Annotated in this window: 28 protein-coding genes and 1 pseudogene; 8 read left to right on the forward strand and 21 right to left on the reverse strand. The window is 65.5% G+C overall.

The window, feature by feature from the left end; genetic code table 11:
- Window positions 1–5: 5 nt before the first annotated feature.
- The 8 genes from queE to FIU85_RS04095 all read right to left on the reverse strand — a co-directional run bounded on the left by queE (window position 6) and on the right by FIU85_RS04095 (window position 6,213).
- On the reverse strand, window positions 6–752 hold the full coding sequence (gene queE / locus FIU85_RS04060) for a 7-carboxy-7-deazaguanine synthase QueE (protein WP_152495943.1): 747 nt from the start codon (window positions 750–752) through the stop codon (window positions 6–8).
- Window positions 731–1,087: a 6-pyruvoyl tetrahydropterin synthase family protein gene (locus tag FIU85_RS04065; RefSeq protein WP_152495944.1), complete on the reverse strand. Its 357-nt coding sequence runs from the start codon at window positions 1,085–1,087 to the stop codon at window positions 731–733. Before FIU85_RS04065 ends, queE begins: the two co-directional genes overlap by 22 nt.
- The gene (gene queC, locus FIU85_RS04070; protein WP_152495945.1) at window positions 1,087–1,779 is read right to left on the reverse strand and encodes a 7-cyano-7-deazaguanine synthase QueC; all 693 of its coding nucleotides are present in this window, start codon (window positions 1,777–1,779) and stop codon (window positions 1,087–1,089) included. The genes FIU85_RS04065 and queC overlap by 1 nt, the downstream gene beginning before the upstream one ends.
- Window positions 1,780–1,828: 49 nt before the next feature.
- Window positions 1,829–3,205: an MATE family efflux transporter gene (locus FIU85_RS04075; protein WP_254702999.1), complete on the reverse strand. Its 1,377-nt coding sequence runs from the start codon at window positions 3,203–3,205 to the stop codon at window positions 1,829–1,831.
- Between the two features lie 126 nt (window positions 3,206–3,331).
- On the reverse strand, window positions 3,332–4,252 hold the full coding sequence (locus FIU85_RS04080) for a nickel/cobalt transporter (RefSeq protein ID WP_152495947.1): 921 nt from the start codon (window positions 4,250–4,252) through the stop codon (window positions 3,332–3,334).
- Window positions 4,237–4,926 (reverse strand): DUF1007 family protein, encoded by a 690-nt coding sequence (locus FIU85_RS04085; RefSeq protein WP_172978056.1) that lies wholly within the window; start codon window positions 4,924–4,926, stop codon window positions 4,237–4,239. The genes FIU85_RS04080 and FIU85_RS04085 overlap by 16 nt, the downstream gene beginning before the upstream one ends.
- A 137-nt stretch (window positions 4,927–5,063) precedes the next feature.
- A complete protein-coding gene (locus FIU85_RS04090) occupies window positions 5,064–5,867 on the reverse strand; it encodes a hypothetical protein (RefSeq protein WP_152495948.1) in 804 nt (267 codons plus the stop codon).
- 34 nt (window positions 5,868–5,901) lie between these two features.
- Window positions 5,902–6,213 carry an ETC complex I subunit gene (locus FIU85_RS04095; protein ID WP_152495949.1) on the reverse strand — a complete coding sequence of 104 codons (312 nt, stop codon included), beginning with the start codon at window positions 6,211–6,213 and terminating at the stop codon, window positions 5,902–5,904.
- A gap of 222 nt (window positions 6,214–6,435) precedes the next feature.
- Here FIU85_RS04095 and uvrB point away from each other — a divergent pair, with 222 nt between their 5' ends.
- Together uvrB and FIU85_RS04105 are read left to right on the forward strand one after the other, a co-directional pair.
- Window positions 6,436–8,634, forward strand: coding sequence for an excinuclease ABC subunit UvrB (gene uvrB, locus FIU85_RS04100; protein ID WP_152495950.1), 2,199 nt, complete (start codon window positions 6,436–6,438; stop codon window positions 8,632–8,634).
- 52 nt (window positions 8,635–8,686) lie between these two features.
- Window positions 8,687–9,250 (forward strand): hypothetical protein, encoded by a 564-nt coding sequence (locus FIU85_RS04105; protein WP_172978790.1) that lies wholly within the window; start codon window positions 8,687–8,689, stop codon window positions 9,248–9,250.
- Window positions 9,251–9,310: 60 nt separating this feature from the next.
- On the opposite strand, the gene FIU85_RS04110 is transcribed toward FIU85_RS04105, so the two are convergent.
- On the reverse strand, window positions 9,311–9,628 hold the full coding sequence (locus FIU85_RS04110; protein WP_152495952.1) for an antibiotic biosynthesis monooxygenase: 318 nt from the start codon (window positions 9,626–9,628) through the stop codon (window positions 9,311–9,313).
- Between the two features lie 300 nt (window positions 9,629–9,928).
- Here FIU85_RS04110 and FIU85_RS04115 point away from each other — a divergent pair, with 300 nt between their 5' ends.
- Window positions 9,929–10,423 carry a hypothetical protein gene (locus FIU85_RS04115; protein ID WP_152495953.1) on the forward strand — a complete coding sequence of 165 codons (495 nt, stop codon included), beginning with the start codon at window positions 9,929–9,931 and terminating at the stop codon, window positions 10,421–10,423.
- Between the two features lie 60 nt (window positions 10,424–10,483).
- Here the strand turns inward: FIU85_RS04115 and FIU85_RS04120 are convergent, their stop codons facing one another.
- From FIU85_RS04120 to FIU85_RS04150, 7 genes are all read right to left on the reverse strand, one after another.
- The gene (locus tag FIU85_RS04120; protein ID WP_152495954.1) at window positions 10,484–11,233 is read right to left on the reverse strand and encodes a hypothetical protein; all 750 of its coding nucleotides are present in this window, start codon (window positions 11,231–11,233) and stop codon (window positions 10,484–10,486) included.
- Window positions 11,234–11,308: 75 nt separating this feature from the next.
- Window positions 11,309–12,277 carry an SH3 domain-containing protein gene (locus tag FIU85_RS04125; protein WP_172978791.1) on the reverse strand — a complete coding sequence of 323 codons (969 nt, stop codon included), beginning with the start codon at window positions 12,275–12,277 and terminating at the stop codon, window positions 11,309–11,311.
- 181 nt (window positions 12,278–12,458) lie between these two features.
- A complete protein-coding gene (locus FIU85_RS04130) occupies window positions 12,459–12,686 on the reverse strand; it encodes a zf-TFIIB domain-containing protein (RefSeq protein ID WP_152491944.1) in 228 nt (75 codons plus the stop codon).
- Between the two features lie 158 nt (window positions 12,687–12,844).
- Window positions 12,845–13,744, reverse strand: a complete 900-nt coding sequence (locus FIU85_RS04135; RefSeq protein ID WP_172978792.1) for a DMT family transporter — start codon at window positions 13,742–13,744, stop codon at window positions 12,845–12,847.
- A gap of 88 nt (window positions 13,745–13,832) precedes the next feature.
- The gene (locus FIU85_RS04140; RefSeq protein WP_152495956.1) at window positions 13,833–14,231 is read right to left on the reverse strand and encodes a DUF4864 domain-containing protein; all 399 of its coding nucleotides are present in this window, start codon (window positions 14,229–14,231) and stop codon (window positions 13,833–13,835) included.
- Window positions 14,232–14,291: 60 nt separating this feature from the next.
- A complete protein-coding gene (locus FIU85_RS04145) occupies window positions 14,292–14,735 on the reverse strand; it encodes a cytochrome c (protein ID WP_254701815.1) in 444 nt (147 codons plus the stop codon).
- A gap of 153 nt (window positions 14,736–14,888) precedes the next feature.
- The gene (locus FIU85_RS04150) at window positions 14,889–15,539 is read right to left on the reverse strand and encodes a DUF3047 domain-containing protein (RefSeq protein WP_152495957.1); all 651 of its coding nucleotides are present in this window, start codon (window positions 15,537–15,539) and stop codon (window positions 14,889–14,891) included.
- A 158-nt stretch (window positions 15,540–15,697) separates the two neighbouring features.
- Here FIU85_RS04150 and FIU85_RS04155 point away from each other — a divergent pair, with 158 nt between their 5' ends.
- Complete coding sequence (locus tag FIU85_RS04155; RefSeq protein ID WP_152495958.1) at window positions 15,698–15,880, forward strand: hypothetical protein; 183 nt, start codon at window positions 15,698–15,700, stop codon at window positions 15,878–15,880.
- A 65-nt stretch (window positions 15,881–15,945) separates the two neighbouring features.
- The gene (locus tag FIU85_RS04160; RefSeq protein ID WP_152495959.1) at window positions 15,946–16,236 is read left to right on the forward strand and encodes a hypothetical protein; all 291 of its coding nucleotides are present in this window, start codon (window positions 15,946–15,948) and stop codon (window positions 16,234–16,236) included.
- Here the strand turns inward: FIU85_RS04160 and FIU85_RS04165 are convergent.
- From FIU85_RS04165 to proS, 5 genes and pseudogenes are all read right to left on the reverse strand, one after another.
- Window positions 16,233–17,216 (reverse strand): annotated as a pseudogene (locus FIU85_RS04165) (Ldh family oxidoreductase). The gene FIU85_RS04160 and the pseudogene FIU85_RS04165 overlap by 4 nt on opposite strands.
- 35 nt (window positions 17,217–17,251) lie before the next feature.
- Complete coding sequence (locus tag FIU85_RS04170; RefSeq protein WP_152495960.1) at window positions 17,252–17,935, reverse strand: ABC transporter ATP-binding protein; 684 nt, start codon at window positions 17,933–17,935, stop codon at window positions 17,252–17,254.
- A complete protein-coding gene (locus tag FIU85_RS04175; protein ID WP_152495961.1) occupies window positions 17,928–19,241 on the reverse strand; it encodes a lipoprotein-releasing ABC transporter permease subunit in 1,314 nt (437 codons plus the stop codon). Before FIU85_RS04175 ends, FIU85_RS04170 begins: the two co-directional genes overlap by 8 nt.
- A gap of 312 nt (window positions 19,242–19,553) precedes the next feature.
- Window positions 19,554–20,063, reverse strand: coding sequence for a DUF2937 family protein (locus FIU85_RS04180; protein WP_152491937.1), 510 nt, complete (start codon window positions 20,061–20,063; stop codon window positions 19,554–19,556).
- Between the two features lie 120 nt (window positions 20,064–20,183).
- On the reverse strand, window positions 20,184–21,578 hold the full coding sequence (gene proS, locus FIU85_RS04185; protein WP_152495962.1) for a proline--tRNA ligase: 1,395 nt from the start codon (window positions 21,576–21,578) through the stop codon (window positions 20,184–20,186).
- A gap of 134 nt (window positions 21,579–21,712) precedes the next feature.
- On the opposite strand from proS, the gene FIU85_RS04190 reads away from it, so the two are divergent.
- Genes FIU85_RS04190 through FIU85_RS04200 form a run of 3 tightly spaced genes read left to right on the forward strand, consistent with a single transcriptional unit; the run spans window position 21,713 to window position 25,677 of the window.
- Window positions 21,713–22,780 carry an AI-2E family transporter gene (locus FIU85_RS04190; protein WP_152495963.1) on the forward strand — a complete coding sequence of 356 codons (1,068 nt, stop codon included), beginning with the start codon at window positions 21,713–21,715 and terminating at the stop codon, window positions 22,778–22,780.
- On the forward strand, window positions 22,780–23,454 hold the full coding sequence (locus FIU85_RS04195) for a DnaA/Hda family protein (RefSeq protein WP_152495964.1): 675 nt from the start codon (window positions 22,780–22,782) through the stop codon (window positions 23,452–23,454). The genes FIU85_RS04190 and FIU85_RS04195 overlap by 1 nt, the downstream gene beginning before the upstream one ends.
- Before the next feature lie 48 nt (window positions 23,455–23,502).
- Window positions 23,503–25,677, forward strand: coding sequence for an RNA degradosome polyphosphate kinase (locus FIU85_RS04200; protein ID WP_152495965.1), 2,175 nt, complete (start codon window positions 23,503–23,505; stop codon window positions 25,675–25,677).
- Window positions 25,678–25,710 lie beyond the last annotated feature (33 nt).

A 25,710-nucleotide genomic window follows, 5' to 3' on the forward strand; every position in this document is an offset into this window, starting at 1 on the left:
CTCCGTCAGACCCCGCGCATGTTGCCCCACAGGGTCACGTGCAATTGCGGCAGCACCCGTGCGTCATACCACTTTTCTTTCGTCACCCGATCCACCAGCCAGCGCATCCGCGCCTCCAGCCCGTCGCGGTCCACCGTGGCCGTGTCGTCATCGGGCGGCGGCGGCGTATGGTTGCCCGGCTGCAGGTAAACCGGAAGTTGCGGGAACATCGCCGCGGCCTCGCGGGCATAGGCAAAATCCGCCTCGTCGAACACCACGAGTTTCAGGATCGTCTGCGTGCCCTGGCCTGCCTCGACGCATTCGGCTACAAGCCCCCAATCGGTCAGCATCCCGCTCGACGGCGGCTTGGGCGATAGCACCAGCATGTCCAACGCCTCAAACCAGCCGCGCACGACCGACCCTTGCGTCTCCATGGCAAAGTAACACCCCTGCGCCTGTCCCAGCCGGATCAGGTCCGCCATCGGCTGAATCGCCGGGTTGCCCCCCGACAGCGTCACCAGGATTGGCTTGCCTCCTGCCAGACGCGCCACGTCCTCCATGATCGCTTCGGGCGTCATTGCCTTCCACATATCGCGATAGTCGTTGTCCACCGCGTGCATGCTGTCGCACCAGGAACAGCGGAAATCGCAGCCCCCCGTGCGTACGAACACCGTCGGCTGCCCGATCAGGGCGCCCTCGCCCTGGATCGTCGGCCCGAAGATCTCGGACACGCGAATGAGGCGCTTGTCGCTCACGGCCGATACTCCGCCCATGTCTTCGGGGTCTCGCTGACCTTCGCAGCGGTGACTTCCGGCCAGCGCGCACGACACCAGTCGTGCAAATGTTTCGCCAGCCGCTCGGCGGTCACGCAATCATCCCCCAGCACATCGTTCAGGTGCCGGTGATCCAGCGTCTCGTCGACGTACCGCTTGAACGCGCCCAGATCGTGGTAATCCCGCACGAACCCGTGCTGGTTCAGATCTGCCGCCCGCAACTCGATCACAACGATGTAATTGTGCCCATGCAGCCGCGCGCATTGATGGTCCTCGGGCAGCCCGTGCAACTGGTGGCTGGCCGAGAAATGGAACTCCTTGGTGATCGTGTACATCACGCCACCCCCGTCGCCGCTTTCCAGAACTGCGCATCGGCATAGGCGGTCGGGTCTGCGACCCCGGCCAGGTGAAACGCCTCGCGCCGCTCCACGCAGGTGCCGCAGCGCCCGCAATGCACGTCCCCGCCCTTGTAGCACGACCATGTCTCGGCAAAGGGCGTTCCCCACTTCGCGCCCTCGGTCACGATATCCGCCTTCGACCCGGTCAGGAACGGCGTATACAGCTGCACCTCGGCCACGCCCTCCAGCGCCTCGTCCTGCATCGCCTGGAAAGCCTCGACAAAGCCGGGCCGGCAATCGGGGTATATGAAATGATCCCCGCCGTGGACAGCGGCCGCCACCGCCTGCGCCTTCTCCGCCGCCGCCATGCCGAACGCGATGGCCAGCATGATCGCATTGCGATTGGGCACGATGGTGATCTTCATCGTCTCTTCCGCGTAATGCCCGTCCGGCACCTCGACATCATCGGTCAGGGCCGAGCCCGACAGCGCCGCGCCCACGCCCGAGATGTCCACAACCTTGTGCGGCACGCCCAGACGGCGCGCACAGGCCGCGGCAAATTCCACTTCCTTCACATGCCGCTGGCCATAGTCGAAAGACAAGAGCCCCCGCAGCGTGCCCTCGCCCGCCACCTTGTGCGCCAGCGACACGGAATCAAGCCCGCCAGAGCAGATCACGATCGTATCCATAGATTTGGTCCTTGTTTTTTAACGCGGGTAGGCTGCGACCGCAGGGCGCTCACCTAGCGGGTTCGGCATCTTCTTGCAAGACCCGCGCCGCCACGTTGCGCGCCGACCACCACCAGAACCGCCACATCAGGAACACGCCCGCCAGCGCCAGCCCCACCGCCAGCCCCAGCCAGATGCCCACGCCGCCCCAGCCCAGCCAGAACCCCATGGCGTAACTGACCGGCACGCCGACGACCCAATAGCTGACGGCGGCGATCCACATCGGCACCCGCGTGTCCTGCACGCCCCGCAACAGCCCCAGCGCCATCACCTGCGCCGCGTCCACCAGCTGAAACAGCGCCGCCGCCGCCAACAGGCCCACGCCCACGGCGATCACCGCCGCCCGGTCGGGCTCATCGGGGTTCAGGAACGCCGCGATCATCGGCTCCGGCACCGCCAGGAACAGCACGACCGTGACCAAGGCAAAGAGGCCCGACAATGCCAGCACCACCTTCGCGCCGTCCCGCAATCCCGGCCCGTCCCCGCGCCCGAACGCGTTGCCAGCCCGGATCGTGGCCGCATTGCTCAGACCCACATGCACCATGAAGGTCAGCGAACTCACCTGCAGCGCGATCCCGTGCGCGGCCAGCGCGATCGTGCCCAGCCAGCCCATCATCACCGTCGAGGCCGCGAACAGCCCCACCTCGGCCAGGCTGGTGATCCCGATCGGCCAACCCAGGCGGAACACCTGCCCGAACGCCTCCCGATCCGGCCGCCAGACCCGGGAAAACAGGGCGTGTTCCGGCGTCACCTTCGCGGCATAGACCGCCAGCGCCACGAAACTGGCACTGGTCACCACCAGCGAGGCCACCGCGGCCCCGCGCACCCCCAGCTCCGGCGCGCCCCAATTTCCGAAAATCAGCGCGTAGTTCACCAATACGTTCAGCCCCACGGCCCCCACCGTGACCCAAAGCACCACCTGCGTGCGCTCCAGCGCCGCCAGGTGCGATTTCAACACCATGACCAACAAAGCCGGAAACAGCGCGAACCCCACGATCTCGGCATATTCCCCGGCCAGTGCGGCGGTCCCCGCCTCCTGCCCCGACGCCAGGAAAAGCGGCCCCGACCAGAGCATCACCGGCAACGCGCAGGCGGCAAAAAGCACCGAGGCCCAGCCGCCCATCCGCGTCACCCGCCGCACCTGCCTCTCGTCCCCGGCCCCTTGCGCCGCCGCCACCAGCGGCATCACCGCCCAGGCAAAGCCCGACCCGAAAATGAACAGCACGAAAAACAGCGTGCCTCCCAGCACCTCTGCCGCCAGCGCCTCGACCGAGTACCAGCCCAGCATCAGCGCGTCGGTCAGCGTGATCGCCATCTGCGCCAGGTGACTGCCCACCAGCGGCAGCCCCAGCTTCAGCGCGGCGCGCCCGTGCTCGCGATATGTCATCCCCCCGCTCATGGCACAGCCATTAGAGGCTTTTCCGCCCCGGAAAAACCCCTTTCGACCGGCCCGCCAGGTTCCGCGCACCGCCCCGCTTTTTCTTGCCGAAAATACTCATGGCGCAACGGCGGCCTACAGCACCGCCGCCACCAGCTGCAGCGACACCGCGGCGATCAGCGCCCCGGCAGCCATTTCGATCACCGGCAGGGCCTTGGCCCCCGCCCCGCCCGTCGCCAGCCGCGCCAGCACGCCTGTCCGAAGGCTGACGGCGGCCACGGCCACGACCATGGTCACGCTCGCCGTGCCCAGCCCCATGATGAAGGCGCCGGCGATGCCCGCCAGGTCGATCCCGAAGCGCCATGTCAGGATCAGCAGGAACAGCGCCCCGGTACAGGGCCGGATCGCCACCGCGCCCACCAACGCGACCGCCTCCCGCCAGCCGTGCACATTGGCCGCTTCCTCCACGCTCGGCCCGTGCCGATGCCCGCAGGTCGAACAGATACCGTCACCGAGATCATGTGTGTGCTCGTGAGCAGCTGCATGCCCCTGGCCGTGCTCCCGCGCCCGCCACAACTTCATCGCCCCGCGCAGTACCAGCCACAACCCCACCAGCGCAATCGCGCCATAGCTCACCGCCGCCAGTGTCCGGTCTGCCAGCCCCGTCACCGCCTCGCGCCCCAGCCCCAGCGCGTAAAGCCCCGCATAGACCAGCAGCACCGCCGCCGCCGCCTGCGCCAGGCTCGATGCCAGCGCCAGGCCCACCAGCCGCTTGACCGGCACCGCCCGCCCAACGCCGTACCCGCCGATCAGCAGCTTGCCATGCCCCGGCCCCGCCGCGTGAAAGAACCCGTAGGCGAAACAGATCCCCCAAAGACCCACCAGCGCCCCGGCCTCTCCGGCCCGCAGCTTTTGCAGGTAACCCGCCATCGCCTGTTGTACCTCGCGCTGCCCGTCCAGCGCCCAGGCCTGCAACGCGGACGCACCGCCAAAGCCCCACAGCCAGACCGCCAGCGCCACCACGCCAAGGCCAAGCGCCGTCACGACCCCGCGCATGTCACCTCGGCGGTAAAGGCATAGTGGACGCCGACCTTGGCCTCCTCGAAGAACATCTCGTCGTCGCTGTTGCCCATCTCGGCCACCCGCGCATCGGCGGCCTCCTTGTCCGGCGGCACGATCCGCGCCGCGCAGCCCTCGGGCAGGCCCTCCACCCCCACAAGGCTCAGCGACGCATAGTAATAGGGGTCATACGGCTCCAGCCGCAGCATCTCGCCCGCATCTAGCTCCAGCGCCTCCACCGGCCGCCGATGCCGCGTCACCAGCGCGCCGTCCCGCATCCCAACCGACAGCGCCTCGGCCGGTCCAAGCTCCAGCGCGCCCTCCGCGTGATGGGCAAAAAGCGCCCCGTCGAACCCCTCGGGCCAGTCCTCGAGGTCGAACCCCAGCAAAAGGGCTTTTTCCTCTTCTGTCAGAACAAGATCGGCATCCGGATCCAGCCCCCGGTCGCTCAGCACCAGCATGGTAAACAGCGGGTCGTAGACCCAGGTCACCTCGATCGCATCGACGCGCCCCTCGGCATCGGTCTCGAGTGTCAGCGTCACGTTGACGAAAACATGCGGATGCGCCCGCGCCATCGGCGCGGCGATCAGGCAGCAGATCAGGATCAGGCCACGCCACATGGTCCAAAGCTCTAGGTCCTGACCGCCCCCGCCGCAAGGGCGGCGTCGCACGCCACATGCCGCGACCGGAAAATGCGCATTTTCCGGCCCATTTCCTGCCCAGGAAATGGCCCCGGCCGCCCCCGTCGCGCGCCTCGGGATCACGGAGACAAACCGACGGGGCTTGCCGCCCGTCCGCCTCCTACCTCTCAGTCCCGCGCGGGCAGCAACGCCGCATCGAACTGCCCCGCGGACGCGACAAAACTCTGAACCCACAGCGCCGCCTCTTTATCGCCCGCCGCCAGGTCCAGAACCCCGTGCGACGCCGCCACCGCGTTCAGCCAGGCGATCAGCCCCCCGCGCTCCGCCGCGCCACAATAGCGCAGCGCGAACCAGTCCGGGGCAAGCTTTCCATGCGTGCGCCTCGGCCGGCGCATCACGGCGGCCCCAAACGCCAACAGGCCGGGCCTGCCCAGCTCCGGGTGATCGAAGATCGCGTCCAACGTCCCGGTCAGCACTTCCAGCGCCCAGCCGCCGCACAGCAACGTCTCCAGCAGCGCCGAGGGCGTGTAGACCGCCCCCTCCTCTGTCGTGTCGGCCCATGCGAAATGCCACATCATCGCCCGCGCCCACGCGTCCAGAACCGCGCGCTGGCCCAAAGTGAACAGCCCCGGGTTCGCCCGCACCGCATCCCCGAACCGCAAGAGTTCCGTGCCCACGCCGATGTCATCGACCAACCCGTCCTCGGCCATGATCTCCAGGTATCGCGGCAGGAACAGCCTGAGGTCGCCCGGATCCGCCGGCACCCCATGCGCCGAGTGGGAATAATCGCGGATCTGAGCCACGCTCAGCCGGTCGTTCCGCGTCGCGATGATCGCCCTGCGCGCCGCCTCGGTCATGCAGACAGGGCACAGGCACACCTCGAGCTGCGCACTCACATACCCGCGCCCGAACGCGTCATAGGCGGCCTCGACCGCCCGCAACAGCTCTGCCTTGTAGGGTCCGTCCGTCACCGGCCCGCTCTCCGGCGCAGCCGGTGCAACCGTCTCAGTGGGTCCAGGCGCCCCGGCGATTGGTGGCGAAATTCTCGCCATAGCCGCCCTTGCGAATGTTGGGCTTGCGCTTGTGCGGCTCGGCCACGACCACGTCGATGCCGTGCTCCTTGGCGTATTCCAGCGCCGCCTCCTTGCTGGCAAAGCGCAGCTTGACCTGCGCCTGCGTGTCCGACGAACTGGTCCAGCCCATCAGCGGATCGACATCGCGCCCGGACTCGTTCACATGCTCCAGCACCCAGGAATTGCTGTTGCCCTGTCCCGATTGGGTGGCAGTCCGCGCGGGCTGGTAGATGCGTGCTGGCATGGCGTCTCTCCATTCTGGTCTTGCCTCCCCGATTACCCCAAGCGCCCCTCATGTCACAAGAGGCCATTTGCGCGCGCCCCCCGGCTTTTTCTTGCTGAAAATACTCGAATCCCGACGCTTGCCCCTGACAAAACCCGTCACCATTGCGGGCGCCGCACCCGGCCCGCCTTGAACTCGGGCGCGCAGGCAACAACTCTAGGACAAGTCTCAAGGATTTGCCCCATGCCCTACGCCCATTCCGACAAGTCCACCGCCCTGATGCACGCGCCCGCACCCGACGTGAAGGCGCGCGAGAAACTCGAGGGCGGCAAGCGGTTTGAGATGGTGACCGAGTTCTCGCCCGCTGGCGACCAGCCCACCGCGATCGCCGAGCTGTCCGCGGGCGTCGACGACGGCGAGCGCGACCAGGTCCTTCTGGGCGCCACCGGCACCGGCAAGACCTACACCATGGCCAAGGTGATCGAGGAAACCCAGCGCCCCGCCATCATCCTCGCCCCCAACAAGACCCTCGCGGCCCAGCTCTACGGCGAGTTCAAGAACTTCTTTCCCAACAACGCCGTCGAGTATTTCGTCAGCTACTACGACTACTACCAGCCCGAGGCCTACGTGCCGCGCTCGGACACCTACATCGAGAAGGAATCCCAGATCAACGAACAGATCGACCGGATGCGCCACTCCGCCACCCGCGCGCTTCTGGAACGCGACGACGTGATCATCGTGGCCTCGGTCTCCTGCATCTACGGCATCGGCAGCGTCGAGACCTACGGCGCCATGACGCAGGACCTCAAGGTCGGCTCCGACTACGACCAGCGCGCCGTCATGGCCGATCTTGTGGCCCAGCAATACCGCCGCAACGACCAAGCGTTCCAGCGTGGCTCGTTCCGGGTGCGCGGGGATTCTCTGGAGATCTTCCCGGCCCACCTGGAAGACCGCGCATGGAAGTTGAGCTTCTTCGGAGAAGAACTTGAATCCATTACAGAATTCGATCCCCTGACGGGTGAGAAAACCGGCAGTTTCGACCAGATCCGCGTCTATGCCAACTCGCACTACGTGACGCCCAAACCGACGATGCAACAAGCCATCATCGGCATCAAAAAAGAGCTGCGCACGCGCCTCGACCAGCTTGTGGGCGAAGGCAAACTTCTCGAAGCTCAGCGGTTGGAGCAACGCACAAATTTCGACCTCGAAATGCTCGAGGCGACCGGCGTCTGCAACGGCATCGAGAACTACTCGCGTTACCTGACGGGCCGCGCCCCGGGCGAGCCGCCCCCCACGCTCTTCGAGTTCATCCCCGACAATGCCATTGTTTTCGCGGACGAATCCCACGTCTCCGTCCCGCAGATCGGCGGCATGTACAAAGGCGACTACCGCCGCAAATTCACCCTGGCCGAACACGGCTTCCGCCTGCCCAGCTGCATGGACAACCGGCCCCTCAAGTTCGAGGAATGGGACGCCATGCGCCCGCAATCGGTCTTTGTCTCCGCCACCCCGGCGAAGTGGGAGATCGAGCAGACCGGCGGCGTCTTCACCGAACAGGTCATCCGCCCCACCGGCCTCTTGGATCCGCAGGTCGAAATTCGCCCGGTCGAGATGCAGGTCGACGACCTGCTCGACGAGGTGCGCAAGGTCTCACAGGCCGGCTACCGCACGCTGGTGACCACTTTGACCAAGCGCATGGCCGAGGACCTGACCGAGTACCTGCACGAACAGGGAATCCGCGTGCGCTACATGCACTCCGACATCGATACCATTGAAAGGATTGAGATTCTCCGCGACCTGCGTCTCGGCGCTTTCGACGTCCTGATCGGCATCAACCTCTTGCGCGAGGGGCTGGATATCCCCGAATGCGGCCTCGTCGCCATTCTCGATGCGGACAAGGAAGGCTTCCTGCGCTCCGAGACCTCGCTGATCCAGACCATCGGCCGCGCCGCACGCAACGCCGAGGGCCGCGTCATCATGTATGCCGACCGCATGACCGGCAGCATGGAACGCGCCATCGGAGAGACCAACCGCCGCCGCGAAAAGCAGATCGCTTATAATGAAGAACATGGCATAACCCCCGAAACAATCAGGAAAAATGTCGAGGACATCCTCGCCGGACTCTACCAGGGCGACGTCGACATGAACCGCGTGACCGCCAAGGTCGACAAGCCCCTCGTCGGCGCCAACCTCCAGGCCCATCTCGACGGGTTGCGCACCGAGATGCGCAAGGCCGCCGAGAACCTCGAATTCGAAGAAGCCGCCCGCCTGCGTGACGAGGTCAAACGCCTCGAAGCCGTCGACCTCGCCGTCCACGACGACCCCCTGGCCCGTCAGTCGGCGGTCGAGGCCGCGTCGGACGCCGCCACGAAGTCGCAGGGGCGCTCGACGGCAGGCAGGCCGGGGCAACGGGGTGGGAATGTGAAGCGGAAGAAGCGGTGAAATAATATTCTGAGAACTGTACAGGAAAACCTTAATTTGCTTAAATAAGGGCATGGTGAAACGTTCTGTAATCTCGTTGTGTATCGCTACCGCTTTTACGACTTTTGGCTTTGCAGATGAGTATGACGAGAGAAAGCTCTTTGCAAAGGGCGCTTGGGAAGTAGAACTCACCCACAATACGTCTTCTGGATCGCTTTGGTGCAGCGCTGATACTTTTAATCGCAATTCCCAAAGCATGAGCATTGTTGCTTATGAAAACAACTCATTGGCACTGTTCTTGTTCGATCAAGATTGGAGCCTGACACCGAGGCCTGTAAGATTCTTTCTAGACATTGATTACTCGCGTTGGGATATGACCGGAAATGCGGAAGACATTGGCGTCTCTTTGCAAATGACAGATGCACAAGCTGCTATCAAATTTCTTAAAGAGTTGAAGAAAGGTTCTGCCGTAGCGGTTTATACGGTCGAAGAAAGACGCTTAGCTACTTTTTCACTTAGCGGTTCTTCGGCGGCGATCACATCTCTTTTTGAATGCTGGAAATACATTACTAAAGATAAGGATCCTTTCGGAGGAAACGCAGACCCCTTTGGATCATCAGCAGACCCATTCCACTAGTATCCGCGTCAATTGAGCTTGAGTTCTAAATTGAAGAATCGAAGCGCCGAAGAGGTTTTTTCAAAACACCCCCGCCACCTCGTACATCACCGGCTCAAACCGCGAGCACATCCCCGCGAATTCCCGGTTCCGCCGCCGCATCTCGTCACTCCGCAGCATCGCCTGGAAATCCTCCCGACGCTCCCATTGCGAGTAATTGGCGATCCGCGTCTGGGCGTCGTTCACATGCAGCGCCGCCGCAATGAACCCCTTCTGTTTCGAGATGAACTCCGCATAGGCCGCCTCCAGCGCTTCCAGCAAATCCGCACAGGTTCCGGGCGAGCATTCGAACGTGGTGACGACAGTCTGGCACGTGGCCCCGGCCTCGATCTTCAACATGGGCGATTCCTCCTCGCGTAAAGCCTAGCACAGCGCCGCCTCAAAACGAGATCGTATCCACCGGCCGCACCCGCACGCCCTCGATCACCTGCTCCTGCCCCTGCACGCGCGCGACCCTCGGCGTTGCCCCGCGACAGCGCTCACCACCGCCTCCAAACCGCGCACCGTATCATGACGGCACATTTCCGCCGATTATTGACCTGCGCGGGAACCGGCCATGCCGATACGCGGTTATGTCGCCGAACGCCTGGAGCGGTGCGCCACGGGGCCACCCGACGTTCGCAAAGAAGGAGTTGAATGATGAAATCGTTTCTCAGAACCACCGCGCTGACAGCCGTGCTGTCCCTGCCGCTCGCCGCGACCGCCGCAGAAACCGCCGTGTCCGACATTTCCGTCGAGGCGGACCTGAGCTCCATCCAGAACGCCACCGCCGCCAGTGTCTGGGCCAACCTGCCCGCCGACCTGCAAAACACCCTCGCCGTCCGACTGGCCAACCAGATCGCCCCCGAGGGCGAGGACGGCGCCGACATCATGATCGACATCACCTCGGTCGAACTGGCCTCGTCATTCGAGAACGCGGCGAATCTCGCCGATTCTCGGATCACCGGCGACGTCATCATCGAACGGGCCGGCTCCGACTATGACGAGGCCTACACGCTGACCGTCAGCGCCGAGCAGGCCGCTGTCCTGCTGCCGGCGGGTGCGGATATCATGCTGCTCACCCCCGGCAGCATGGAATTCTACACCGCGATGGTTGACGCGTTCGCCGGCAACATCGTCGAGAAGTTGCAGTAAGGCACCGAACCCCGGATGCGCCGCCCGCCCCGCGATGGCTCCGGGGCGGGCGGTGCCGCTTCAGACCCGCAGCGCCCGGTCCGACAGCTTTTGGAAATAAGGCGCATGATGGTGCAGGTAGTCCCGCAGATGCGGCGCGGTCTCGACCAGCGCCTCGAATTCCATTTCCTTGCGCAGCATCTCTTCGGGGTCCGCTGTGCGGATGCCCGATGACGTGCTGGCCTCTTCGTGCCAGGCGCTGACATGCTCCCAGTCCTCGGGCGGCGCCTGCCAGTTGAACGCGGCCTCGGTATAGTCCAGCCCGATCCGGGCCCAGAGCGCGCGCATGATGCCCTTGGGGTCGGCCCGCACCGCCTCGGCCTCGATCACCACCGGCGACAGGTCCGCGTCCTCCGCCGCCTGGTAAAGCTGCCATTGCGCCTCGATACCGACTTCCTCGCGCGTGAAATCCGGGTCCAGCTTGTGATAGCTCAGAAGCGACGCCACCGGCGGACGCACCAGGAACACATGCGTGATACGGCGCAGCATCTCCGGGTCGTCCAGCATCCGCGGCACCACGTAGAACGCCATGTCCTTGAAAAAGACCGGCCCGCTCTCGGCCCGTTCCCGCAGCATGTCGCAGATGCCCTCATAGGTGGTCGGATGCCCCGGCACCGGCTCGAAGCCGGGAAAGTCACGCCCTTGGCCCACGTAATAGTCATACATGAACGGCTCGTGCAGCACGTCCAGATCGCCGCGTTCGCGCATGATCCGTTCCGTCGCCGTGGACATCGAGCGGGGATGCGCCCAAAGCGCGATGATCTTGTGCATACGAAAGCCCTCCTGCCCGGACCCTACAAAGAGCGCGCGGCAGGTGCTAGGGCTTTGTCGCGCCGGGATTTCCTGTCAGAGCGATCCCTCGTCGGTCAGTGACATGGGCCGCGTGGTCGAGCCATCGCGATAGGCGATGCACTGCCACGGCGCCTGCCCCGGCCCCACGCCCACGATCACCTCGGTACCGGCCTCGGAAAACGCCGAACTCAGCAGGACCACGTCGGCGTTGCCCGTCTCTTCCGTCACCGCTTTCAGGCACGCCTGCGCGGCGGCATCCGGCATGTCCGTGGCCTGCGCAGCCGCACCGGTCGTGCCTGTCGTGCCTGCCGAAGGGTCGTCGCTGCCCTCCACAAGGTAGTCGCCCGCGGCCCATCCCTCGACCCCCGGATCGGCCAGCGTCGCCACCCGGCACCAGCGCCGCGCCTCTTCCATCCGGCACCCGAGGTTGCGGACGTTCTGCCCGTTGTTCAGCACCGTCACCACGGCAGCGCCGCCCGACGGGGCCGCACGCAGGTTCAGCACGCCACCGCCCGAGGTCGCCACGCGATAGAAATCCGGCCCGCCCTGCAGCCCGTCGGCATAGTCGTTGCGGACCACGTCCTCCGTCGCGCCTTCGATGCTGATGGAAAGCTTGTACTCCGACACTTCCTCGCGCCGTGCGGCACTGCGCATCATGTAGACCGAGATCGTGTAGGTCCCCGACGCAGGCAGCACCCCGTCGAACTGGTTCAGGTCGGGCACCATCTCGCCCATGGTCCCGGCATTGGCAATCGCCTCGTCGCCCGGCCCCTTACCGGGGGCGTAGACGTTGAAGTACGTGGCCAGGTTCGATGGCTCCAGCCGCACCTGCATCCGCTGACCGGCCTCCGCGCCCAGGGTATAAAGCACGCTCTCATACCCGGTGATCCTGTCGGTGATCGTCGTGCCGGACGTGCCCGCGGCGAAGCGCACCGTTTCCGTTCGCGCCTCATCCTGCGCCACCAGGGCGGCGGGTGCGCCGCAGGCCATCGCAATTGCGAAAAAAAGATTCCGAGTATTCATCAGGGACCTCCCTCCACTGAAATCATGCAGCAAAAGGCCCTGAAACATATAGAGGTAACGCGCTTTCGAAAAGAACACGGGCCTGTCCGCCGAGCCACGGACAAGCCCATCATAGCACATTCCACGCCCCAGCGACCAAAGATCGGGCCAATGGTCGGCGCGGCAAATCCGCCGCGCGGGGTCAGAAGTCGAACAGGTCTTCCAGGAACCCGCCGCGCTTCTTGCGCTTCTCGGGGCGACTGTCGGCCTGCCACACGCGGGCATCCGGCGCCTCGGGCGTGGTCCGCTCGATGATCTTGTCCAGCTCGCCCCGGTCCAGCCACACACCGCGGCATTGCGGGCAATAGTCGATCTCGACACCGGCGCGATCGGTGATCACCAGCGTTTCTCCGTCAACCGGGCATTTCATCGGGCAGTCCTCCTGTAACCAAACTGATGGCCTTCCAGATGGGCATCGCATGCCGGTTTCTCAAGCCTCGGCCCAGGACATGGCACCGCGCAGGCGGCATGTCGCACACCACGTGACACGATGGCCCAAGGCCGCGCGCCCGGCCGCCGTGACATGGATCACCCCCGCCGCAGCACCCGCCCGTCCGTCACCAACAACCCCAGCGCGATCAGGCAAAAGCCGCCCCAGGCCGCAGCCCCCAGCCGCTCGCCCAGGAAGGCCGCGCCAAGCCCTGCCGCGAAGGGCGGGATCATCAGCGTCACCAGCATCAGGTTCGCCGCTCCCGCCCGCCGCAGGATGGCAAAGTAAAGCAGGTAGGCCAGCGCCGTCGACAGCGCCGCAACCGACAAAAGCGCCGCCCAGACATGACCCGACAGGTCGAGGCGCGGCACCCCGTCCACCCAAAGCGCCAACGGCAGCATCAGGACGCTCGATCCCATCAGCATCCCCAGCGCGTTCATCTGCGGCGCCTGCCCCGCCAGTGCTCGCTTGGCCCAGACGCTCGCCAGCGCATAGCTCAGCGCCCCTCCAAGCACCGCCAGCTGCGCAAGGTTGCGCAAATCCACCCCGCGCAGCAGGTCCGGCCCCATGATCGCCGCCACGCCCATCAACCCCAGCAACGCCCCCACGATCTTGCGCGGCAACAGCGGCTCGTCGCGCAAGAGCAGCCCCGCCACCACCGCGCCGAAGACCGCCGTCGTGCCATTCAGGATCGACGCCAGGCCGCTTTGCAGCTCCACCTGCGCCCAGAAGATCAGCGAGAACGGAATCGCGTTGTTCAGCGCCCCCATCACCAGGTACGCCCCCCACACCCCCGGCGCGCGCGGCAACCGCAGCCCCAGCACGCACACGACGCCCAACAGGATCGGCACCGCCCAGAAAACCCGGTGCAGCGCGATGGTCAGGGGCGGCACCTCGGCCAGCGCGATTTCGGCGAAAAAGAACGACCCGCCCCAGACGGCGGCCAGTGACAGCAGCATCACGGCCGAGGCCGCGGATATCGAAGGGCTTGTGGTCATGCCCCTTGCTGGCACGACCGCAAAGGTGTCGCGACCCGTTTCTTGCGGGAAGCACCGCCCCGTCAGCCGGTCTCGATAAATGCCGCGCTCAGGCCATCCCCTCGCCGGTGCGCTTGAGACGCACGCCGTTGATCTTCCAGCCGCCGGGGCCCTGGATCATCTCGTATTCCAGCTCGTGATACACCCCGTCCGCGCCCCGGATCAGCACGTCCTGCATCAGCGCATCGCCTTCGTCCCGCTCGCCCAGGAACTCGACCTCCGCAGGCCGCCAGACCATCGGATAGCCGTTGCGCACCATCTGCCCGAACCGCTCGGATGAGCCGAAGATGCCCTGGATCATCGGGCTGGCATGTGTAAAGGCGGTGTCGAAATCGTCCTGCTGAAACGCATCCAGCTGGTCCGAGATCACCTGCCGCGCCGCATCATCCGCGCGGGCCGGCAAGGCCAAAAGGAAGATCACTAGGATAAAAGACAGAAAACGGGTCATGACAAAACTCCTTTTCGCAGGAGATAGCCCGTCCCGCCTCCGCATCAAATCCGGCTGCGTCTACGGCGCCTGGATCGACCGCAGGAACGCCACCAGGTCCGCCACCGGCGGCGTCACCATCACCGGCTGTCCCGCCTCGGTGCGCACCGCCACCTGCTCGGTACTATCGAAGAAATCGCCATAGACCGGCATGCTCGACCCGTGTGCCACCAATGGGTCGCGCCCGTCGATCCGCTGCGCCACCCGCTCGACGGGAAAGGCGCCGCCATGGCGCGCGGTCAGCGTCGTCAGGTCCGAAGGCTGCACCAGCAGCACCTCGCGCATCGGCCCCCGGCCATCCGCCTGCGGCCCGTGGCAACTGACGCAATGCTGCGCATAAAGCGCGGCACCCGTCCCGGCGTTCCCCTCCGCCAGGACCGGCACCGCGCCAAGGACCAGACTTGCAACCGCCCCGCTCAGCCGCAGGTGTCTGGTCCAAACCTTCTGCAAACCGAACATTTTCATGCGCTCCTCCGGGCGTTTGGCGCCGCCGCGCTCCGCGACCGGAATTTGTGCTCCGGCACGACTCAAACGGCGTACACCGGCCAGTATGCACCGATCCGAGCACGCGCACCTTGATATGGATCATACAGGCGCAGTTCTCGCTCCCCCGGTACTCTAGCGCACCTGCAACCCCGAGATCCGGGCCTGGATCGTGCTGCCAGTGTCATCACTATCTCCGGACACAGCCAATCCCACCAGCGACGTCGCCTGCCCGCCGAACGCACGGGCGTAATCAGACGCCAGATCGACGCTTTCGCGCGCCTCGCCCGTGCCCGCGCCGCGCAGCACCACAGTCTTGCCCCGCGCGCCCAGATAGGGGCTGTTCAGCACCGCGCCCCGCGCGTGCGCGCCACCCCAGACATAGACCAGCACCCGCACATCGTCGTTCGACAAAAGCCGGGTCACGCGGCTGACTCGCACGCGCTCGGCCTCGGCTTCGGGCAGAAACACGAAGTACAGGGCCAGGTTGCGGTCGTCGCCGCCCTTGCGGGCCAGATCGGTGGGCGGCACGCTTTGCGACACCTGCCAGCTCCACGACGCGCCATTGGCCTGCCATGCGCTCTGTGGCAATTCGCGGTAAAGCAGCGACACCGCGCCGTCCGACTCCACGTCCAGTGCCCTGCCCCTCAGCGAATACTCATTCCTCGAAAACAGCGAGAACCGCTGATGTTTCCAGCTTCCATCAAAGGTCACCGGCGCGGACCATGCCGCAGGCGCCGGAAGGCAGGTCAGGGCGGCCAGGGCGGCCGACAGAACAATACGCATAACAGTTCCTCCTCGTTACCCGCGGTGACCTAGCCGGCCCGCCCGCACGCGCCAGTCACCCTTGCGTGAGCCTCAGATGATCCCGTTCGGCGTTTGAACCCCTCCGGCCGCGACCCCGACCCATCTGCATCCGACACGCCACGAAGGACACGCCGCCCATGCCACCGCCCCTCGCCTTTCCCTGGAAACCCGCCCTGCGCCTCGGCGCCAGCCTGCTTGTGATGGCCCTCACCGGCCCCGACGCCCACAGCGCCGCCCTGCCCTGCGCACCGGAACTGGACCGGCTGCCGCCCCCCGGCGCCCGGGCCGCTTCGATTGATGCCTGCCACCCGGCAGACTGAAACCGCTCTTCTGTTTTTGCGGCCCGCGCCCTATATTTCCGGTACCAGACAACAGGAGCCTTTTGATGCACCGCGTCCTCACCATGACAGCCCTCTGCGTCAGCCTTGCCGGCGCCGCCCTCGCACAGGATTACGAAGAGCCCGACCCGGCCGACCTGGTGCCCGCCCATTTCAGCGCCGCCACCTTCGCTGAACTCGATCAGTACGATCTTTACGACGTGACACTGGCGCTCAAGCGCGGTCGCAACATCCGGTTGGCCGATTGCACCCCGTCGCAAAGCCGTGCCATCATCGAGGCGTCCTACGACCGCCGCGCCCCCGCGATGGACATGCTGCGCGCCACCTGCTCCGGCTAATCCGCGCCCGCCAGCCGCTGCGCCAACGCCCAGACGTCGGGCTCGACCGTCACCGGATCGCTGACCGCGCGCGCCTGCCCCGGCATCCGCGCGCCCTCGTCCCGCTGCACCGCTTCGGAAATCTGGCGGAGCCGGTCGAAAAACGCCCCGCCCGACACCTCCGGGTCCATGATCAGGTAGAAATCCCCGATATCATGCGGATCGCCCTCGGGCACCTTCAGCGGCCCCAGGTCCACACCCGCGCGACTGCCGGTCATGCCCGCTGCCAGCAGCTCCGCCATCAGGCCGAACCCCCAGCCTTTGTAGCCGCCCATGCTGACCAGCGAGCCCTTGAGCGCCGCCTCCGGGTCGGTCGTGGGCCGGCCCTCGGCATCCACCGCCCACCCTTCGGGGATGCTCTCGCCCGCAGCCTTGGCCATGGTGATCTTGCCCAATGCAACGGTTGTGGTGGACTGATCGAACAGCATCGCCACGCCGCCTTCGCCATCCGGTACGGCAAAGGAAATCGGATTGGTGCCGATCACGCGATGCTTGCCGCCCGGCGGCGCCACCACCGGCGTCGCGTTGGTCATGCCCAGCACGATGAACCCGGCCCGCGCGGTCTGTGCCGTGAAATAGCCCAGGCTGGTGCAGGTATGCGCGTGACAGACCGCCAGGCTGATCGTGCCCGCCTCGCGCGCGGCCTTCAGCGCTTCCGGCAGCGCCCTGGAAAACGCCGCCTGCGCGAAGCCGAACTTCGCATCCACCTCGACGACACCGGGCCGCGGCCTGCGCACCTCGGGCACCGCGTCCCCCTTGACGCGCCCCGTCCGCTATTGCCGGCAATAGCTTTCAAGATAGTAAAGCCCGCAGATCCGGTTGCCCAAACCTTCCGCCTTGCGCACCGCCGCCGCCACTTCGCCCGCGATCCAGTCCTCGGCGCCATGCCCGACCAGGGCCGCCTTCGCCGTCGCCTCGATCTCGTCAGGCGATACCTGCATGGCACCCCCCGTTCTCGCTTGCGTAGGGTGGGGTTTCACCCCACCACGATCCGCCCGTTCTCCAGCTTCACCACCCGGTCCATCCGCGCCGCCAACTCCAGGTTATGCGTGGCGATCAGCGCGGCCAGCCCGGTGCCCCGCACCAGTTCCATAAGCGCCGCGAACACCTGATCCGACGTGCCGGGGTCCAGATTGCCCGTCGGCTCGTCCGCCAGCAACAAGCGTGGGCTGTTGGCCAAAGCCCGGCAGAACGCCACCCGCTGCTGCTCACCGCCCGACATCGCACTGGGCCGATGGCCGGCCCGGTCGGCAATACCGACCTGCGTCAGCAATTCCGCCGCCCGCGCCTCGGCCACCTTGCGGCCGATCCCGTCGGCCAGCTGCGGCAGCACGATGTTCTCCTCGGCTGTGAACTCCGGCAGCAGGTGGTGAAACTGGTAGACGAACCCCACCTCCTGCCGCCGCATGATCGTGCGCCGGCGGTCCGACCGGCCCACCATGTCCTCGCCGCCGATCTCGACCGTACCGGCGTCGGCGGTGTCCAGCAGCCCCGCGATATGCAACAGCGTCGACTTGCCCGCGCCCGAGGGTGCCACCAGCGCCACCATCTCGCCCGCGCCGATCGTCAGGTCGATGCCCGACAGCACGCTCACTTCGTTGACCTTGCCCTTGTTATAGGCTTTCTCGACCCCTGCCAGCTTCAGCATCGCCTCACTCATAACGCAGCGCCTCCACCGGGTTCATCCGTGCCGCCCGCCGGGCGGGGAAAATCGTCACCACGAAGCTCAAGAACAGCGACAGCCCCACCGCGCTCATCACGTCCCAGAATTCCAGCTTGGCGGGCAGGAAATAGATCCCCCGCGTGTCCGGCGTCCAGATCGGCTGATCGCTGAAACTGTCGATAATGCCAAAAATCTGGTCGATATAGACGGCAAAGAGACACCCCAAAATCGTCCCCATCACCGTGCCGATGATCCCGATAAAGGCCCCGCACATGAAGAATACGCGCAGCACCGATCCTTCTGTCAGCCCCATCGTCCGCAGAATGCCGATATCGCGCCCCTTGTTCTTGACCAGCATGATCAACCCGCTGGTGATGTTCATCGCCGCGATCAGCACCAGGATCGACAGGATGATGAACATCACGTTGTCCTCCACCTCCAGCGCCCGCAGAAACCCGCTGCTGGAATCCCGCCAAGTCCAGATCTGCGTGTTCTCTCCGGCGGCGCGCAAAAGGTCCAGCGACATCTCGTCCACGCGCTCAGGCTCCTCGATCATCACCTCTATCTCGTCGGCCTTGCCCTCGCTGTTGAAGAAACTCTGCGCCTCCTCGAACGGCAGGTACACGCGCACCTTGTCGATGTCGTACCGCCCCGCGCTGAACACATAGACCACGTCATAGGCATTCACCCGCGGGCTGGTTCCCAGCGCAGTGCGGTTGCCGGTGGGATTGATCACCTTGATCTTGTCGCCCACGCCGATCCCCAGCGTGCTGGCAACGCCCGACCCGATGGCGATGGGAAAGACGCCCGTCTCGGCCGAGTCCTGCACGAAATCCTCGATATTCCCCTGGGAGGTCTCGGGGTCCACGATCCGCGGCAACCCCTTCAGGTCCTCCAACGTGATCCCCCGCACCTCGACGCCCGCGTTGCGGTCACGCACGCTGGCCAAAACCTGGTTCTTGATCAGCGGTGCGGCCCGCGTGACGCCCTCGACCTCGCGCAACCGCTCGGCCATCGCCTCGTAATCGGTGATCTGCCGGTCGATCCGCCCCGTCTGCTGGTCCACAGTGCCGGCATTGTAGACCGTCACATGCGCGTTCGAGCCCAGGATCGTGTCCACGAACTCCGCCCGGAACCCGGCCCGCACCGCCAGCGTGGCAATCAGCGCGAATACCGCCAGCGTGATGCCAATGAGGCTGATCCACGTCATGACGCTGACCCCGCCCTCGGCCCGCTTGGCTCTCAGGTAGCGCCACGCGATCATCGTCTCGAAGGCGGAAAACGGCTTGGGCTGAACTGCCACGATAGGACCTCTGGGTATCTTATGTGTATCTGCGGTGTATCCGGTGCCGGGATAAGGTCAACCCCGGTTTCGCAAAGCCCGCGCGGAATCAAGGCGCAGCTTGCTGCGCCGCCGCGCGATCGCCAGACCGCCCCCCGGGCTGGCGATTGGGTGACGTTGGCGCTTCGATCCGAGGTTTTCCGGAAGCGGCAAACATAAAGTGCATTCAAAACCGCTGGGTTCGCCATCCCGCGGTCTGGCAATCGCGCGGCTCATCCGCTGCCTGATCAGACACTCTGAACCTCTCGAAGGTCTGCGCCTTCCGCGCCCCACCTACTCCGCCGGCGTCGCCTCCGGCCTGCGCCGCACCATCCGGCCCAATCCACCCAGCAGCATCCCGATCAGCGTATACCCCGCCAGGAACCCTCCAAGACCGAAACCAGCCCCCGCAATCGTCACCGGCACCGCAGGCTCGAAATCGCCCCAGGTCTTCTGCGCCAGTTCCGGGTCCAGGTATTGCCACCCGATCAGCGCCGCACTGATCGAGTTGGTCGTCCGCAGGTGCTCCAGATGGGCAGACAATCGCTCATGCCGGATCAGGACCTGCCCCATGCTCTCGCTCCGCGCCCGCGCCATGGCGGTGCCCCGCGCCAGGTCGGTCAGCGCCGCGTCCCGGCTCAGACCAAGTGCCGCGGCATCGGCATCGAACCGCTCCACAACCCAGGCCAATTCATCCACAGCGCCCGAAAGACGCTGCTTATACTGTTGGGAAAACTCGGGAAACTGCGACGCGGCCAGTGCACAGCACAGCCCGCCCGCCAGGGCCAGTCCCTTGGTAATCATTGCTCTGCCTCGTTATGTCGTCTTTTGTTTTGAGGCAAGTATAGCGCGTTTCGCGCAAATCCAGAAACAAGATTATCGTGACCGGGCGCGGCACCGGCTCAGGCCCCGCGCCGCAGGCCCTTACATCCAGGTGTGAAACGACCGATCCGCCATCGGTTCCACCGTGCCGGCCTCACCGCGATGCGGCGCGTAGATCTCCCCGATCCTCTCGACTGCGGCCTCCGGCGCCATCTCCTCGCTTTCGCCCGTACGGCGGCTGGTCAGCTCCACCACCCCGTTCTTGAGGCCCCGCGGCCCCACGGTGATCCGCCACGGCAGGCCAATGAGGTCCATCGTCGCGAACTTGCCGCCCGCCCGCTCGTCGCGGTCATCATAGAGCGGATCCAGCCCCTTGGCCTTTAGCGCCGCATACAGCTTTTCACACGCCGCATCCGCCTCGCCGTCCCCCTGTTTCAGGTTCACGATCCCGGCATGGAAGGGCGTCACGCCCTCGGGCCAGATGATGCCCTTGTCGTCGTGGCTGGCCTCGATGATCGCCCCCACCAGACGGCTCACGCCGATCCCGTGACTGCCCATGTGTACCGGCACCGGCTTGCCGTCCGGCCCCTGCACCGTGGCGCCCATCGGCTCGGAATACTTGGTCCCGAAATAGAAGATCTGCCCCACTTCAATGCCCCGCGCCACACGGCGGCGGTCCTCGGGGATCTGGTTGAAGATCGCTTCGTCGTGGGTTTCGTCCGTCCGCGCATAGCGCGACGTGAACTCCTCCAGCACCGCCTGGCACTGCGCCTTGTCGGTGTAATCGATCTCGCGCTCGCCGAATTTCAGGTCGGTGATCTCGCTGTCATAGAACACCTCGGATTCGCCCGTCTCGGCCAGCACCAGGAATTCATGCGTGTCGTCGCCCCCGATCGGGCCGGAATCCGCCCGCATCGGAATGGCCTGCAACCCCATCCGCTCGTAGGTCCGCAGGTAGCTGACCAGGTGGCGGTTATAGGCGTGCAGCGCGTCCTCCTTCGTCAGGTCGAAATTGTAGCCGTCCTTCATGAAGAACTCGCGCCCCCGCATCACGCCGAAACGCGGCCGGATCTCGTCACGGAACTTCCACTGGATGTGATAGAGCGTCAGCGGCAGGTCCCGGTAGCTGCCCACATGCGACCGGAAGATATCGGTGATCAATTCCTCGTTCGTCGGACCATAGAGCATATCCCGGTCCTGCCGGTCGCGGATCCGCAGCATCTCGGGCCCATAAGCATCGTAGCGCCCGCTTTCCCGCCACAGATCGGCGGATTGCAGCGTCGGCATCAGCATCGGGATATGCCCGGCCCGCACCTGCTCCTCGTGGACGATATTTTCCAGCTTGCGCAACACCTTGAAGCCCAGGGGCAGCCACGAATAGATCCCCGCGCTGGCCTGCTTGATCATCCCCGCCCGCAGCATCAGGCGGTGGCTCGCGATCTGCGCCTCGGCAGGCGTCTCCTTCAGGACCGGCAGGAAATACTTGGACAGGCGCATGGGAAACCTCTGGTCGTTGCGTGCTTAGGCCCCGTTTATGGCCTCAGCGCCCGCCAGACAAGCCGGAAGGCGCTTGCAACGCTGCGCCCCTTGCGCGAAAAACAGGGCGACGCGTTTTGTTCCCCCGAGGTGGCATGGCCCTTCCCGTCCGGACACAATTTCAATTCTGGGGCATCGCCATCGCGCTGTTCCTCGTTGTCATGTGGTTCCTGGGCGACGTGATCCTGCCCTTCGTGCTGGGCGGCGCCGTGGCCTATTTCCTCGACCCGGTGGCGGACAGGATCGAACGCCTGGGCGCCTCGCGCGCCATCGCAGTGACGATCATCACGCTGGTGGCCATCTGCATCTTCGTCATCATGGTGCTTCTGGTCATCCCCACGCTGGTCAACCAGACCGCCAACCTGATCGACATCGCGCCGAAACTCTTTCAGGACCTTCAGGACTTCCTGACCACCCGCTTCCCCGACATCGTCGACCAGGATTCGACCCTGCGGAAATCGCTGGCTAGCCTCGGCACCACCATCCAGGAACGCGGCGGACAGGTTGTCGAAACCGTGCTGGCTTCGGTGGGCTCACTCGTCAACGTGGTGGTCCTGCTGGTGATCGTGCCCGTGGTGGCCTTCTACCTGCTCTACGACTGGGACCGCATGGTCGCCGAAATCGACCGCCTCCTGCCGCGCGAACACGCGCCGGTCATCCGCCGGCTCGCGTCCGAGATCGACAGAACCCTCGCCAGCTTCATACGCGGCATGGGCACCGTCTGCCTGATCCTCGGCACCTACTACGCCGTCGCGCTTATGCTGGTGGGCCTGCAATTCGGCCTCGTCGTGGGGGCCTTCGCCGGCTTCGTCACCTTCATTCCCTACGTCGGCGCCGTCCTCGGCGGCGCACTCGCCATCGGCCTCGCCCTCTTCCAGTTCTGGGGCGACTGGCTGTCCATCGGCCTCGTCGCCGGCATCTTCGTGCTGGGACAGGTGGTCGAGGGCAATATCCTCACGCCCAAGCTGGTGGGCGACTCCGTTGGCCTGCACCCGGTATGGCTGATTTTCGCGCTGTCGGTCTTCGGCGCGCTTTTCGGCTTCGTCGGAATGCTGGTGGCCGTGCCCATGGCTGCCGCCATCGGCGTTCTTGCCCGCTTCGGCGTGCAGCAATATCTCGACAGTGCCCTATATAAAGGGCAGGACTCACGGGATACGGAATGATGGCACAGCAGCTCAGCTTCGACCTGCCCGCCAAACCGGCGCACGGGCGGGAGGATTTCTTCGTTTCCGCCGCCAACGCGCAAGCCGTCGCCATGATCGACACCTGGTACGCGTGGCCCGCCCGCAAGCTGGTCCTCTACGGCCCCCCCGGCGCGGGCAAGACCCATCTCGCCCATGTCTGGTCGGCACAAAGCAGTGCCCCCATCATCTCCGCGGCCGACCTCGCACAGGCCGACATCCCGGCCCTCGCTCAGAACCACGTCGCCGTCGAGGATTGCGACGGCATCGCCGGCAGCGAACCCGCTGAAACGGCTCTCTTCCACCTGCACAACCTGACCCTGGCCGAGGGCCATTCCCTGCTGCTGACCGCCAATGCCGCGCCCAAGTACTGGAACCTCGCGCTGCCCGACCTTGCCAGCCGGATGCAGGGCACGCCCGCCGTCGAACTGGACCTGCCCGACGACCGCCTGTTGACCGCGATCCTCGCCAAGCTCTTCGACGACCGCCAGCTGACCCCCACGCCGGACGTCATCCCCTATCTTCTGCGCCGCATCGACCGCTCGTTCGAGGCCGCTCGCGAAGTCGTCGCCCTGCTCGATTCCGCCGCATTGTCGCGCAAACGGGCCCTCACCCGCCCCTTTGCCCGCGATGTTCTGGACAACGCAGGGCTGTAACGGCAAAGTCGTCACCTTATCGTTACGTCGCAATCCCATAAGGGCCACATGACAAACGCAGATTTCCTCAAATCCACCGCCCCGGCCCCCGTGACGATCGACGGTCTCGACGTCACCGGCCCCGGGCGCTTCTTCAACCGGGAACTCAGCTGGCTGGGCTTCAACTGGCGCGTCCTGGAAGAAGCGCAGAACCCCCGCGTGCCCCTGCTGGAGCGCCTTCGCTTCCTGTCCATTTCCGCCAACAACCTCGACGAGTTCTACAACGTCCGCGTCGCGGGCCTGCGCGAACTGGCCCATGCCGGCAACACCACGCCCGCCGCCGATGGCCTCACCCCCGCCGAACAGCTCGTCCTGATCGACGAGGATGCCCGCAAGCTGCTGGCCCAGCAGCAAGGCACGCTCGAAGCCCTGCGGCAGGAGATGGAGGCCGAGGGCATCACCATCCTCGACATCGACAGCCTCACGAAAGACGACCGCGCCCATCTCAGCGACATCTTCCTCGAACAGGTCTTCCCGGTCCTGTCGCCCCTGGCCGTCGACCCCGCGCACCCGTTCCCCTTCATCCCCAACCTGGGCTATTCGCTCGCGCTCCAGATGCAGCGCAAGTCAGACAAGCGCCCGCTTCAGGCGCTCCTGCCGATCCCCAACCAGATCGACCGCTTCGTCACCGTCCCGTCCGAGCCGGGCCAGTACCGCGCCCTGCCGCTCGAGGACCTGCTGCTTCTGAATCTCGATCACCTCTTTCCCGGTTATACCTACAAGGCCCACTGCAACTTCCGCGTCCTGCGCGACAGCGATCTGGAAGTCGAGGAAGAGGCCGAGGACCTCGTGCGCGAATTCGAGGTGGCCCTGAAACGCCGCCGCCGCGGCGAGGTGGTGCGCCTGAAAATCTCCTCCGGCGCGCCCGAGGAACTGCGCAAGACCATCATGCAGAAACTCGAGGTCCGCCCCGAGGAGGTGGTCGAGGTCGACGGCATGATCGGGCTTGCCGACCTCAAGGAAATGGTGCTCGACAGCCGCCCCGACCTTTTGTGGCCCAGCTTCACGCCCCGCGTGCCGGAACGCGTACAGGACCATGACGGCGACATGTTCGCCGCCATCCGCCAAAAGGACATGCTGCTGCACCACCCCTACGAGACCTTCGACATGGTGATCCGCTTCCTTACCCAGGCGGCGCGCGATCCCAACGTGGTGGCGATCAAGCAGACGCTCTACCGCACGTCCAAGGACAGCCCCATCGTCGAGGCGCTCTGCGAGGCCGCCGAGGACGGCAAGTCCGTCACCGCCCTCGTGGAACTCAAGGCCCGCTTCGACGAGGCCGCCAACATCCGCCAGTCCCGGCGGCTGGAACGCGCCGGCGCCCACGTGGTCTATGGCTTTCTCGACCTCAAGACCCACGCCAAGATCTCCACCGTGGTCCGGCGCGAGGGCGACAAGCTGGTGACCTACACACATTACGGCACCGGCAACTATCACCCCATCACCGCCAAGATCTACACCGACCTCAGCCTCTTCACCTGCGATTCCTCGCTGGGCCGCGACGCGACCAAGGTCTTCAACTACCTCTCCGGCTACGCCCAGCCCGAAAAGCTGGAAAACCTCGCCATCTCGCCCACCACGCTGAAACCCCGCCTGCTGGAAATGATCGCCGCCGAGATCGAGCACGCCAAGTCCGGCAAACCGGCCGAGATCTGGGCCAAGATGAACTCGATCATCGAACCCGACGTGATCGACGCGCTCTACGCCGCGTCGCAGGCCGGCGTGAAGATCTGCCTTGTGGTGCGCGGCATCTGCGGCATCCGCCCGGGGATCAAGGGCCTTTCGGAAAACATCCGGGTGAAATCCATCGTCGGGCGCTTCCTCGAACATTCCCGCATCGTCTGCTTCGGCAACGGCGCCGGCCTGCCCTCGAAAAAGGCCAAGGTCTACATGTCTTCCGCCGACTGGATGGGCCGCAACCTCAACCGCCGCGTCGAAACGCTGGTGGAAATCACCAACCCCACCGTCAAGGCGCAGATCGTGGGCCAGGTCATGGCCGCCAACCTCGCCGACGTGGCACAGACCTGGGTCATGGCCCCCGATGGCAGCTTCACCCGCGACCTGATCGAGGAAGGCACCTTCGCCTTCAACTGCCACCGCTTCTTCATGGAAAATCCCTCGCTCTCGGGCCGCGGCTCCGCCGGGGCGGCGGACGTGCCCAAACTCACCCATACCGACGATTGACCCTCCCGGCCCCCTGTCGCATATAGGGGGCCG

The organism is Roseovarius sp. THAF8, from assembly GCF_009363735.1.
In the GTDB taxonomy this organism is placed as follows: domain Bacteria; phylum Pseudomonadota; class Alphaproteobacteria; order Rhodobacterales; family Rhodobacteraceae; genus Roseovarius.

What these genes read in the sequence shown, in the direction of transcription:
- uvrB (WP_152495950.1), top strand. Translation starts at nt 6,436, where the DNA reads ATGCCCTACGCCCATTCCGACAAGTCCACCGCCCTGATGCACGCGCCC.
- FIU85_RS04080 (WP_152495947.1), bottom strand. Translation starts at nt 4,252, where the DNA reads ATGCGCGGGGTCGTGACGGCGCTTGGCCTTGGCGTGGTGGCGCTGGCG.
- FIU85_RS04180 (WP_152491937.1), bottom strand. Translation starts at nt 20,063, where the DNA reads ATGATTACCAAGGGACTGGCCCTGGCGGGCGGGCTGTGCTGTGCACTG.
- FIU85_RS04065 (WP_152495944.1), bottom strand. Translation starts at nt 1,087, where the DNA reads ATGTACACGATCACCAAGGAGTTCCATTTCTCGGCCAGCCACCAGTTG.
- FIU85_RS04140 (WP_152495956.1), bottom strand. Translation starts at nt 14,231, where the DNA reads ATGACCCGTTTTCTGTCTTTTATCCTAGTGATCTTCCTTTTGGCCTTG.
- FIU85_RS04145 (WP_254701815.1), bottom strand. Translation starts at nt 14,735, where the DNA reads ATGAAAATGTTCGGTTTGCAGAAGGTTTGGACCAGACACCTGCGGCTG.
- FIU85_RS04170 (WP_152495960.1), bottom strand. Translation starts at nt 17,935, where the DNA reads ATGAGTGAGGCGATGCTGAAGCTGGCAGGGGTCGAGAAAGCCTATAAC.
- FIU85_RS04190 (WP_152495963.1), top strand. Translation starts at nt 21,713, where the DNA reads ATGGCCCTTCCCGTCCGGACACAATTTCAATTCTGGGGCATCGCCATC.
- FIU85_RS04200 (WP_152495965.1), top strand. Translation starts at nt 23,503, where the DNA reads ATGACAAACGCAGATTTCCTCAAATCCACCGCCCCGGCCCCCGTGACG.
- FIU85_RS04155 (WP_152495958.1), top strand. Translation starts at nt 15,698, where the DNA reads ATGCCACCGCCCCTCGCCTTTCCCTGGAAACCCGCCCTGCGCCTCGGC.
- FIU85_RS04110 (WP_152495952.1), bottom strand. Translation starts at nt 9,628, where the DNA reads ATGTTGAAGATCGAGGCCGGGGCCACGTGCCAGACTGTCGTCACCACG.
- FIU85_RS04075 (WP_254702999.1), bottom strand. Translation starts at nt 3,205, where the DNA reads ATGACATATCGCGAGCACGGGCGCGCCGCGCTGAAGCTGGGGCTGCCG.
- FIU85_RS04120 (WP_152495954.1), bottom strand. Translation starts at nt 11,233, where the DNA reads ATGCACAAGATCATCGCGCTTTGGGCGCATCCCCGCTCGATGTCCACG.
- FIU85_RS04135 (WP_172978792.1), bottom strand. Translation starts at nt 13,744, where the DNA reads ATGACCACAAGCCCTTCGATATCCGCGGCCTCGGCCGTGATGCTGCTG.
- FIU85_RS04125 (WP_172978791.1), bottom strand. Translation starts at nt 12,277, where the DNA reads ATGAATACTCGGAATCTTTTTTTCGCAATTGCGATGGCCTGCGGCGCA.
- FIU85_RS04115 (WP_152495953.1), top strand. Translation starts at nt 9,929, where the DNA reads ATGAAATCGTTTCTCAGAACCACCGCGCTGACAGCCGTGCTGTCCCTG.
- FIU85_RS04160 (WP_152495959.1), top strand. Translation starts at nt 15,946, where the DNA reads ATGCACCGCGTCCTCACCATGACAGCCCTCTGCGTCAGCCTTGCCGGC.
- FIU85_RS04150 (WP_152495957.1), bottom strand. Translation starts at nt 15,539, where the DNA reads ATGCGTATTGTTCTGTCGGCCGCCCTGGCCGCCCTGACCTGCCTTCCG.
- queE (WP_152495943.1), bottom strand. Translation starts at nt 752, where the DNA reads ATGGGCGGAGTATCGGCCGTGAGCGACAAGCGCCTCATTCGCGTGTCC.
- queC (WP_152495945.1), bottom strand. Translation starts at nt 1,779, where the DNA reads ATGGATACGATCGTGATCTGCTCTGGCGGGCTTGATTCCGTGTCGCTG.
- FIU85_RS04105 (WP_172978790.1), top strand. Translation starts at nt 8,687, where the DNA reads ATGGTGAAACGTTCTGTAATCTCGTTGTGTATCGCTACCGCTTTTACG.
- proS (WP_152495962.1), bottom strand. Translation starts at nt 21,578, where the DNA reads ATGCGCCTGTCCAAGTATTTCCTGCCGGTCCTGAAGGAGACGCCTGCC.
- FIU85_RS04130 (WP_152491944.1), bottom strand. Translation starts at nt 12,686, where the DNA reads ATGAAATGCCCGGTTGACGGAGAAACGCTGGTGATCACCGATCGCGCC.
- FIU85_RS04195 (WP_152495964.1), top strand. Translation starts at nt 22,780, where the DNA reads ATGGCACAGCAGCTCAGCTTCGACCTGCCCGCCAAACCGGCGCACGGG.
- FIU85_RS04095 (WP_152495949.1), bottom strand. Translation starts at nt 6,213, where the DNA reads ATGCCAGCACGCATCTACCAGCCCGCGCGGACTGCCACCCAATCGGGA.